The organism is Paenarthrobacter ureafaciens (assembly GCF_004028095.1).
Classification (GTDB): Bacteria; Actinomycetota; Actinomycetes; order Actinomycetales; family Micrococcaceae; genus Arthrobacter; species Arthrobacter ureafaciens.
The window spans coordinates 112070-121051 of sequence record NZ_SBHM01000010.1; the positions used below are offsets into that span (position 1 = coordinate 112070).

11 protein-coding genes are annotated in these 8982 nt (G+C 59.0%); 1 reads left to right on the top strand and 10 read right to left on the bottom strand.

From position 1 onward, the window contains the following. Positions 1-8 precede the first annotated feature (8 nt). Genes AUR_RS20030 through AUR_RS20040 form a run of 3 tightly spaced genes read right to left on the bottom strand, consistent with a single transcriptional unit; the run spans position 9 to position 3618 of the window. Positions 9-1028, bottom strand: a complete 1020-nt coding sequence (locus AUR_RS20030; RefSeq protein WP_062096374.1) for an ABC transporter permease — start codon at positions 1026-1028, stop codon at positions 9-11. Further along, positions 1025-2017, bottom strand: coding sequence for an ABC transporter permease (locus AUR_RS20035; RefSeq protein ID WP_062096379.1), 993 nt, complete (start codon positions 2015-2017; stop codon positions 1025-1027). Before AUR_RS20035 ends, AUR_RS20030 begins: the two co-directional genes overlap by 4 nt. Further along, positions 2014-3618, bottom strand: coding sequence for a sugar ABC transporter ATP-binding protein (locus tag AUR_RS20040; RefSeq protein WP_062096384.1), 1605 nt, complete (start codon positions 3616-3618; stop codon positions 2014-2016). The genes AUR_RS20035 and AUR_RS20040 overlap by 4 nt, the downstream gene beginning before the upstream one ends. Before the next feature lie 284 nt (positions 3619-3902). On the opposite strand from AUR_RS20040, the gene AUR_RS20045 reads away from it, so the two are divergent. Continuing rightward, the gene (locus AUR_RS20045) at positions 3903-4613 is read left to right on the top strand and encodes a GntR family transcriptional regulator (protein ID WP_082694572.1); all 711 of its coding nucleotides are present in this window, start codon (positions 3903-3905) and stop codon (positions 4611-4613) included. Positions 4614-4701: 88 nt separating this feature from the next. On the opposite strand, the gene AUR_RS20050 is transcribed toward AUR_RS20045, so the two are convergent. The 7 genes from AUR_RS20050 to AUR_RS20080 all read right to left on the bottom strand — a co-directional run. Beyond that, positions 4702-4920: a hypothetical protein gene (locus AUR_RS20050; RefSeq protein WP_062096386.1), complete on the bottom strand. Its 219-nt coding sequence runs from the start codon at positions 4918-4920 to the stop codon at positions 4702-4704. Between the two features lie 13 nt (positions 4921-4933). Next, on the bottom strand, positions 4934-5248 hold the full coding sequence (locus tag AUR_RS20055; protein WP_062096388.1) for a putative quinol monooxygenase: 315 nt from the start codon (positions 5246-5248) through the stop codon (positions 4934-4936). Continuing rightward, positions 5245-6081 carry an N-acyl homoserine lactonase family protein gene (locus AUR_RS20060; protein ID WP_062096390.1) on the bottom strand — a complete coding sequence of 279 codons (837 nt, stop codon included), beginning with the start codon at positions 6079-6081 and terminating at the stop codon, positions 5245-5247. The genes AUR_RS20055 and AUR_RS20060 overlap by 4 nt, the downstream gene beginning before the upstream one ends. Further along, on the bottom strand, positions 6068-6502 hold the full coding sequence (locus AUR_RS20065; protein WP_062096392.1) for a carboxymuconolactone decarboxylase family protein: 435 nt from the start codon (positions 6500-6502) through the stop codon (positions 6068-6070). Before AUR_RS20065 ends, AUR_RS20060 begins: the two co-directional genes overlap by 14 nt. A gap of 28 nt (positions 6503-6530) precedes the next feature. Beyond that, complete coding sequence (locus tag AUR_RS20070) at positions 6531-7442, bottom strand: NAD(P)-dependent oxidoreductase (RefSeq protein WP_062096394.1); 912 nt, start codon at positions 7440-7442, stop codon at positions 6531-6533. Next, positions 7436-8188 carry an SDR family oxidoreductase gene (locus AUR_RS20075; protein ID WP_062096396.1) on the bottom strand — a complete coding sequence of 251 codons (753 nt, stop codon included), beginning with the start codon at positions 8186-8188 and terminating at the stop codon, positions 7436-7438. Before AUR_RS20075 ends, AUR_RS20070 begins: the two co-directional genes overlap by 7 nt. Continuing rightward, the coding region (locus tag AUR_RS20080; RefSeq protein ID WP_128397310.1) for a zinc-binding dehydrogenase at positions 8185-8982 on the bottom strand (798 nt) is incomplete at its 5' end. The genes AUR_RS20080 and AUR_RS20075, both read right to left, overlap by 4 nt.

The window sequence follows — 8982 nt, forward strand, 5'->3', positions numbered from 1 at the left end:
TCGAGAGCTTAGATTTGCTGTCTGATGTGGGGATTGCGCGCGTAGAAGCCGACGAGCGGGACGATCAGGAGGCCGAGTACAAATTGTTGTGCGTTGTTGTTCAATCCGTAGCCCACCAAGAGCGAGGTCAGGGCGATAAGGACGAGCACGCCGACGAGTGTGCTGCCATATCCTCCCCTGCCGCCGAGCAGGGAGGTTCCCCCTACGGCAACTGCGGCCACGGTGAGGAAGAGGTAGGGATCGCCCACACGCACGAACGCTCCACCTGTGAAGCCGAGCAGGAGTATTCCCGTGGCACCTGAAAAGAGGCCGCTGAGCGCGTAGACAGTGACCCACCGGCGCGGTTCGGAGATGAGCATGAGGCGGGCGGCTGAGCGGTTTCCACCCAAGGCATACGTGCTCCGACCAAACCACGTTGAACGCATGATGAAGATCAGGGCAGCGGCGAGAACAAGCCAAATGAGGATGACTGGAGGTACAGGAACGCCTAGCGTTTCTCCACTCAGCGAGGAAATGTTGGCGAGCCAATCAGGTACCACTCCGCTCGTGCCACCGGCATTCGAGGCGCCCGCGCTCGTGAGAACTTGCGTCGCCCCCACGGTGGCGAATCCAACACCCAGGGACACGATGAGAGCTTGATTCTGAAGATGGAGACTTATGAGGCCGTTTATCGTGCCGACGACGATGCCGAGAACAAGAGTAATCACGATCGCCATGCCTGCCGGTACGCCCGAGCTGATCATGTAGAGGGTCCCGATGTTGGCAGAACCAATCAAGTAGGGAATGGAGAGGTCAAGCCCGCCGAGCAACGCGCAGAGAGTCTGCCCAACCGATGCCAGGCCAAGGAAAGCGCCGAGAAGCAGCATGGAGCGAACATTAGAGCCAGATAGGAAACCTTGTACTGTGGCGGCGCCGACGGCAAGCAATGCCGCCAGCATAATGAGCCCGAGTATGACGTTCTTTTGCCCCGACGCCTTGGACAGCAGCGGTACTCGGATGTTTCGTTGTTGCGCTTTGATGGATGTCATGATGCTTTTACCTCCCGGCGCTTGCGCCACAGTGATGGGATGATCACGCTGATCAGGAGTGCTGCAACCAGGATGAGGCCGTACGAGAGCTGCACAACGAATGAGGCCAATGACCCCAGAGAGAACGTGGTCAGAGTGAATGAGATAAGCGTGACGGCGACGGCCCCGGGAATGGAGCCCAATACGCCGCCGCGCCCACCCGCAAGGCTGATACCTCCAAGCACCAGGGCTGTAATCGCTGCGAGTGTGTAGGTGCCTCCTTGGGTGGGGTTTCCCGATGCTATTTGACCGGTGTAGGCCAGGCCGCCCGCACCAATCAGCAACCCGGAAATACCGTGAGCGACTACGCGGATCATAGTAACGGGTACTCCGCTGACGAACGCGGTGCGCTGGTTCGACCCGACGAGCCTTAGGTTTGTGAACAGTTGGGTTCTGGTGAACGCCCACCAACCCAATATTGCCAAGATCAGAACAATAGTCATTGGGGCGAGTATCGACCTGCCGGATCCCCACTCAGCGAGCCATCTCGGAGCCTGACCGCCAGGCTGTGCGAGGATAACCAGGTTGATCCCGGACAATGCCAGGAATGCACTCAGAGTTACGATCACCGGTTCGATGCGGGCGACCGTAATGACGATGGCCTGGATGATTTGTATCAAGACACCAATGCCAAGCGCCCACGCGATGACAGCAACGGGTGACCCTATCTGTTGGTCGAAGAGGACTTTGACGAGGGTGACATTGACGAAGATCATCAGCGGACCCGCGGACAGATCAACACCGCTGCCCACCAGGGCCGTGACAGTTATTCCCATCACCACCAGGACCAGAGGTACGGCCGAGACCAGCAGCCCCCCGATGCCGCTGGCAGTGAAGAGGTAAGGAGCGCGTATTGCGCACACGATGAGAAGGACGGCAAGCAAACCCCACGCGGCGAATGCGTAGGTAGATTTGCTGGTGAATCTGCCAAATCGGCTTTGTTGTTTCATTGCTGCTCCACCAGTGCTTTCTCGACGTCGAAGTCTGCTTCAAGGTGACCGAACATTCCGGCAAGAACGCGGTCGGAGGTGATGTTGTCGCCGGTCACCCAACCCAGGAGGGCGCCGTCGCGGAAAACGGCCACACGGTCACAGAGCCCGATGAGTTCATCGATCTCGGTAGAGAGATAGATAATTCCGGTTCCTTCGAGAGCTAGATGTTCCAACTGGGCATACAGTTCGCGCTTTGTGCTGATGTCGACTCCACGTGCGGGATCGTTGAGGGCAACAACTTGCGGATCTTGAGCCAGTTCCCTACCGATGAGGACTTTTTGTTGGTTACCGCCGCTGAGGGAGGTGATGGGATCCGATGATGCGCCTGCCCGTAGCTTCAGGGTTTTGGACATGTCATTAAAGCGAGCCGAGATGGCTGTCCTGTCGATGACGCCGGCACGGCGGTGATGACGGTACAACGGCATCCCGAAATTCTCGAAAATGCTGAGATTCGGGAAAATCCCCTCCTTGCGTCGATCGCCTGAAATATAGGAGACTTTCGCTGCTACAGCTTCTGCCAGGTTGCTAATGGGGTGCTCTGCGCCGGTCCTGGCAATGGCGGTAACTTCGCCGTTGATGGCCTGTCGTACGCCCGTGAGGGTTTGGAGGAACTCGGCCTGACCTTGACCGTCCAACCCGGCAAAGCCGACGATCTCGCCACTATGCAGCACAAAGTCCGAAGGCCGTGCTCCCTGCGTTGCCACGAGCCCGGCGGCTTGAAGGACGATGTCTGCTGTTCCGCCCTTGGAGAGCCTTTGCGATGGAGCTGCCTGGCCGTTCCGCTCCTTGACGCCGGTCATGAGTTCAATAAGACGGGATTCTGTGATCTCGCTGCCTCTGAGGATCCCGACGTCAATTCCGTCGCGCAGAACCGTTGCACTGTCGGCGAAAGTCGTGAGCTCAGCGATACGGTGAGTAACAATCACAACGCAGACGCCTTCGGAGCGGAGGCGCTCCATTTGGGCGTAAAGCCGTGCAGCCCCCGAAAGGTCGAGCGCCGCGGTGGACTCATCGAAGATCACTACTCTCGGTGAACGCACAAGGGCGCGCGCAATGGTGACCCATTGCCGGTCTGCCAGACTCAGGGTTTCCACCAATGCAGAGGCGTCGACGGGATGGCCCATAAGCTGCTCCAGCACATCGGTTGCACGTCGGTGCTGCTCGCTCCTGGACGTGCGGGAGTGCCATACGCCCTGTGATCCGATGAATACGTTGTCCGAAATACTCGCGCCTTCAGCGACCAGGACTTCCTGGAATACGGTCGCGACGCCTGTCTTGAGTGCCTCGCCCGGACTCGACACGTGGTGACCATGGATGTCCACGGATCCCTCGTCGGGGAGAACGATGCCGGACATGATTTTCGCCAGCGTGCTTTTCCCGCTGCCGTTCTCACCGACGATCGCGTGGATTTCCCCAGCACGCGCGGAGAAGCTCGCTCCTCGCAGGGCCTGTGTCTCCCCGAACGACTTCTTCACGTCCTGGATTACTACAGCTGTCTCGAAATTCTCGGCCGCCATCGTTCTGGGGGCCAAATCGAGGTCCAGGTCTTCATTGACCATTACTTTGTCCTTACGGTCGGTATCTGCTCCGTCCCCTCCTCGGGAAGAAGTTCAGATCACACTTGAGGCTACTGAGTACGATTGTCGCAATGCCTTTTTGTCATACAAAACAGCTCTTGGCTTGATTATAGGATTGTTGATCGCGTCAGGGCAATAGACTCTACTTCGCGTGCGAGTGGGGGCTGACACTATGTCGGACAATCCGATCGGCAGTCATTATGGTCGCTCCCGCCCTGCTCGTAGTACGCTAAGTCAAGGCATTCACGACAGGAGGGGAGGCTGCCATGGAGTCGCCACTGGGTTTGAGGCTGCAGCGCGACGACATGTCGTTGCGTAAACTGGCCGAAAACACGCTACGGGACGCCATCTTGTACGGAGCCTTCACGCCAGGGCAAAAGCTGATAGAACGGGACCTCTGCGACAGGCTCGGTGTTAGTCGTACACTCCTGCGGGAAGCGCTGAAGCAATTGGAGGCCGAAGGGCTGATAACCAACGTGGTCCACAAGGGCCCCTCCGTTGCGGTGATTACGGAAGAAGATGCTCGTGAAATTTATGAGGCCCGGGAACTCATCGAGGGCCACCTCGCATATTGCTTCACGGTCAAGGCATCAGACGGCGAAATCGACAAGCTCGCAGCCTCTGTTCGGGCTCTCCACGAGTCGGACATCGCGTCCGATCAGATAAACGTGCTCCAAGCGAAGAACGGCTTCTATGAAGTTCTCTTCGCTGGGTCCGGAAACCACGTACTCGCGCAGATGCTTCAGCAGTTGAACAATCGTGTAACCATGCTGCGTAGGATGACCCTGTCCTCACCGGGACGGTTTGAGCAGACGGTGGCTGAACTGGACGAAATCGTTCAGGCAGTCCGCAGCCGAGATGCTGATGAAGCAAGCAGGCTTTGTCGTGCCCACGTTAGGAATGCCGGCGACATTGCGCTCTCCAGCTTCCACGCCCCTTCTCCAGCGGAGGCTGGAGCAGAAGGAAAGTCCGCCTGAAAGACGACGGCCTTACACGTGCTCGGATCGGCCGCTTCCGCTCTCCTCGTATATGAAGTCCTGTCGGCGCTAATCCGACAACGCAAACCTAAGCACCCGAGATAACGACTCCCTCGCGGTGATCGAAGGCTTTGCGCTGGTGGGTAGTGTCGGAGACTACCCATATGACAGTGAAGTCTTCGGTGATTGCGTCCACGGTGGCCTGGTAGGGCTCGCCGACGGATTCTTGTACAAGGACGTTCCGGGTAGGCCGAAGCCCGGACCAGTTCTGTCTGCTCCGGGCTTCGGTGGTGGAGGCTTTTTCCATGCTCGTGCCGTCCTTAGGGAGCTTCAGCGGGGTTATTGGCAGTGACATAGGTGGAAACGGTCCGTGCTTCCAGCTCAGGAATTATGTGTATAGCCCCGATGGTGAGAAAGTGTTGCGACTGCCGATGGACGTCAAAGTCCTCGGCAGTGTGGTAACTCTCCAGGATGACAATCTTCCTGTCATCTTCGACCCCGCGAAAGAATTCGTAGGAGATGTTGCCGGGTTCTTCACGGGTTTGGGCTGCCATCTTCTCCAGATGTCCGAGAACCTCTTCTGTGGTTCCGGGTTTGGTTCTGTATCTGGCAACGACATTGAAGATGCTGGTCATGATTTCTCCTCTTGGTCTTGGTGGGTTGCGCCGATGGCTACGCCCGTCCCGGCGGGAAGTTCCTGGCAGGGACGGAATCGTGCCAGAACGTCAGGATCGTGGCCGGCGACGATGGTAAGCCGGCGGTGTCGCGCTTCTTCACGGATGAACGAAAATGCCTCATACATGGCCGGCAGATCGCTGACTGCCGTAAAGGGCATGTCGCGTTCGAGCTCTTCGTAAAAGTGGACAGCGTCAGAGGCCAGCAGAACGTCCCCCTCCGAAGTGGGAACGTAGACAATTGCTTGCCCAGGTGTGTGCCCGCCGACCTCGACGAGTCTGATGCCCGGGGCCGGTGATGTTTCGCCCGAGAACAATTTGAGGCGCCCCTGGGTTTCGGCCAGGCGAAGCTGGTCTATTTCACCGTCTTCTGCGTAGAAGGAGAACTGGACGTGCCCGGCAGTGGGTGAGGTCCAGAACTTGTATTCCGCTTCGGCAATGTGGATCCGGGCGTTCGGGAACAGATCAAGGTTTCCGATGTGATCGTAGTGGCCGTGGGTCACGATCACGTCTGCAACATCCTTCGGGTTGACGCCCAGGTGGGCAAGCGCCTCGGCCGGGTGCAGCAGTAGAGTGCGGCCACGACGTCGGCCCGCAGCCTCGCCAAAACCTGTGTCCACAACAACGGTTCCTGCCGGGCTCTGAAGAATCCAGAAGTAGTAGTCGACGGTGGCCGGGCCATCGTCTTCCCCGTACAAGCGGTAGTTAAGGTAGACGTCGCTGCGTTCAGTGGCCCGGGTGCCGACGCAAACAACGACAACTCGGTAGACGCCGTCGTTCTTACCCGGCGCCATTGCCGCCCTCGTGAACTGGCACCGACGGTTCGAGTCCGTCCGCGCCGACGACTTCCCGCCACGCCTCGAATCCGGCCTGGAAGGCGACGATGCCGGCTTCAGGAAGCGAAATCTCGATCGCTTCCAGGATTTCAGTTGGCGTCAGGCCAAGGTCAAGGGCTACGCGGATGTGGGACTGGATGTGTCCTTTGGATGCGCGCATGACAGTGAGGCTGGCAATGAAGATGAGTTCCTTGGTCCGGCGGTCAAGAGTCCGCTCATCCAGATAGGCGGCGGAGACCACATGGTTGGCCGCCTGAAGTACGGGAAAATCATGCTTGGCCATTACTTTGTGGTAGTCGAGTACGTATCCGCGTTTGCGCGCCATGTCATCGATGAAGGTCTGGGCCTCGGCGGTCTGGTCGTTCAGATCAATGGTCATATTGGTGTCCTTCCGGATGGTACGGCGATCAGCTGGTGCGCAGCGATGCGCCGTTGAGCTTTTCGTAGTAGCGGGCAAATTCGGTGTGGTCCGGGTGGTCACTGTCCAAAAGCCCCCGCGCTTTTTCGGCTGTCTCCTGCGCGGTGAGCACAATCGGCGCCTCCGCGGATTGCTGGGAAATAAGGTTCCTGGCAATGTTCAGGTCCTTGAGCATCAGGTCCATGGCAAAGCCCGAATCAAAACTTCCAGTCAGGATATGGCGGGGATATTTGAATTCTGACGCTTGGCTGCGGCCCGTGGAGCCATTGATGACTTCCAACATTTTCTCGGGTGCAATTCCAGCCGTTGCGGCCACCGTCAGAATTTCGGCGGCTGCGGCGAGGTTGGTGGCCGACAACAAGTTGTTCAGCGCTTTGGCTGCATGTCCCGTCCCCGGCGGCCCAACATGAGTGATGGACTCGCCGAGGTTGCGAAGGTGCCGTTTGGCGCGTTCGACGGCGGTGCTGTCGCCGCCAACCATGATGGCCAGCTTCCCGGTCAGGGCTTTCGCCACACCACCGGACACTGGTGCATCGACAAAGTCGATGCCGAGGTCAGCCGCTTCAGCAGCCAAGGTTGCGGTGCTCTCGGGTTCCGAGGAGCTCATGTCAATGATCAGGGTTCCAGTCGCAAGGCGCTTCAAGAGCCCCGGGCTGGTGCGCAGGACAGACTCAACAATTCGGCTGTTGGGAAGCATGAGAATCACGGTCCCCACGTGGGCCGGGATGTTCGCCAAGTCCGGCAGAGCCGTGCCGTTCGTCGCCGCAGCCACCTCCGCGGCGACCACAGGGTTCGTGTCGTAGACGAAGAGTTCGCGTCCGGGGGAGTAGTTGATGGCCATCGGCCTGCCCATGTTCCCGAGCCCAATAAAAAGGGATGCGTGAGTGTCGGCGATTACCATGTTGATGTTCCTCCATCGATGGTGAGCACAGATCCCGTAGCGAAGCTGGACTCTTTAGCGGCCAGCCAGACAATGGCTTCGGCAACTTCTTCCGGTAGCCCCATGCGATGCATGGGCGAACGGCCGTTGAGGGAGTCAACAAGCTCTTGGGGTTCTGCTGACTCGGCGATCATCTTGTCAAAATAGGGCGAGTTGATGGTTCCCGGAGCCACGGCATTGACGCGGATGCCCTGATCCACGTGGTCAAGGGCCATGGCTCGGGTGAGTGCCGATACGCCGCCTTTGGAAGCCACGTATGCGGCACGGTCACGGATGCCAACGTTCGCTGTGTACGAGGACGTGTTCACAATCCGGCCATCACCCGTCTTTGCGAGTTCCGGGATGGCGTACTTCGAGCAGAGGTACACGCCTTTGAGATTGACGGACATGAGGCGGTCCCAGTTGTCTTCGTCGATTTCCAGGACGTTGCCGGGGAAACCGAAGCCCGCGTTATTGCAGAGGACATCAATGCCCCCAAAGTGATCCACGACAGCCTTGATCATTGAGCGGACGCTGGCCGAGTCGCTGACGTCGACGGTGACTGCAATGGCCTTGGCGCCAGCCTCGTCGGCGACTTCCCGGGCCGCCGCTTCATTCTTGTCGGCGACGACTATGTTGGCACCAAGCTCAGCGAATTGCAGGGCTGCCGCCCTGCCGATTCCGCTGCCGGCGCCAGTGACTATGACGGTTTGGTCAGTGAAGTTCACGAGGCGTTTCCCTTGAGGTCAATGATCTGACGGATTACCCGGCCTTCGCGGAGTTCATCCATGGCATGGTTGATGTCGTCCAGAGCAATGGTGCCGGAGATGAGCTTTTCTACTGGCAGGATGCCATCCAGGTACATCCGGGCATAGCGGGCGATGTCCTCGGAGGGAATGCCGGAGCCCATGTAGGAGCCGATGAGCTGACGGGCTTCAACCACCAGGTTCAAGGGCGAGATTTCGAGGCGTGCTTCGGGTCGTGGAAGCCCGACTGTCACAGTACGGCCGCCTGGTTTGGTCATGTCGATGGCACCGGAGAGTGCGGCCGGGTTTCCTACGCACTCGATCACGGCATCGAATTTAAGACCGGCGGCCGCTGCGTCGGCGGGTGTGTAGGCGGCAGTCGCACCAATCTCCAGCGACGTTTGCAGCTTGGACGGAAGCATGTCGATGGCCACAACTTCTCCTGCCCCGGCTGCGATAGCCACAAGTGCTGCTGCGAGGCCCACCCCGCCCATGCCGACAATTGCGACGGACTCGCCGGGCCGTACTTTCGCTGCATTAGTGACTGCGCCACCGCCAGTGAGGACGGCGCACCCAAGGAGAGCGCCGACGTCGGCCGGTACGCCATCGGGCAAGGGGACCACAGAATGTTTATCCACGACAGCGTATTCGGCAAACGCCGAGACTCCGCCATGGTGGTCCAAAGGCTTCCCGTTGATGCGCAGACGTCGGTCGCCGCGAAGAAGCGTTCCCTCAGCGTTGGCCCTGGTGCCTTCGAGGCACAGCGCCCACCCGTT

Excerpts from the sequence above, each read along its gene's own strand:
- AUR_RS20055 (WP_062096388.1), bottom strand. The coding sequence starts at position 5,248 with ATGACCAGCATCTTCAATGTCGTTGCCAGATACAGAACCAAACCCGGA.
- AUR_RS20060 (WP_062096390.1), bottom strand. The coding sequence starts at position 6,081 with ATGGCGCCGGGTAAGAACGACGGCGTCTACCGAGTTGTCGTTGTTTGC.
- AUR_RS20065 (WP_062096392.1), bottom strand. The coding sequence starts at position 6,502 with ATGACCATTGATCTGAACGACCAGACCGCCGAGGCCCAGACCTTCATC.
- AUR_RS20040 (WP_062096384.1), bottom strand. The coding sequence starts at position 3,618 with ATGGTCAATGAAGACCTGGACCTCGATTTGGCCCCCAGAACGATGGCG.
- AUR_RS20035 (WP_062096379.1), bottom strand. The coding sequence starts at position 2,017 with ATGAAACAACAAAGCCGATTTGGCAGATTCACCAGCAAATCTACCTAC.
- AUR_RS20030 (WP_062096374.1), bottom strand. The coding sequence starts at position 1,028 with ATGACATCCATCAAAGCGCAACAACGAAACATCCGAGTACCGCTGCTG.
- AUR_RS20070 (WP_062096394.1), bottom strand. The coding sequence starts at position 7,442 with ATGGTAATCGCCGACACTCACGCATCCCTTTTTATTGGGCTCGGGAAC.
- AUR_RS20050 (WP_062096386.1), bottom strand. The coding sequence starts at position 4,920 with ATGGAAAAAGCCTCCACCACCGAAGCCCGGAGCAGACAGAACTGGTCC.
- AUR_RS20045 (WP_082694572.1), top strand. The coding sequence starts at position 3,903 with ATGGAGTCGCCACTGGGTTTGAGGCTGCAGCGCGACGACATGTCGTTG.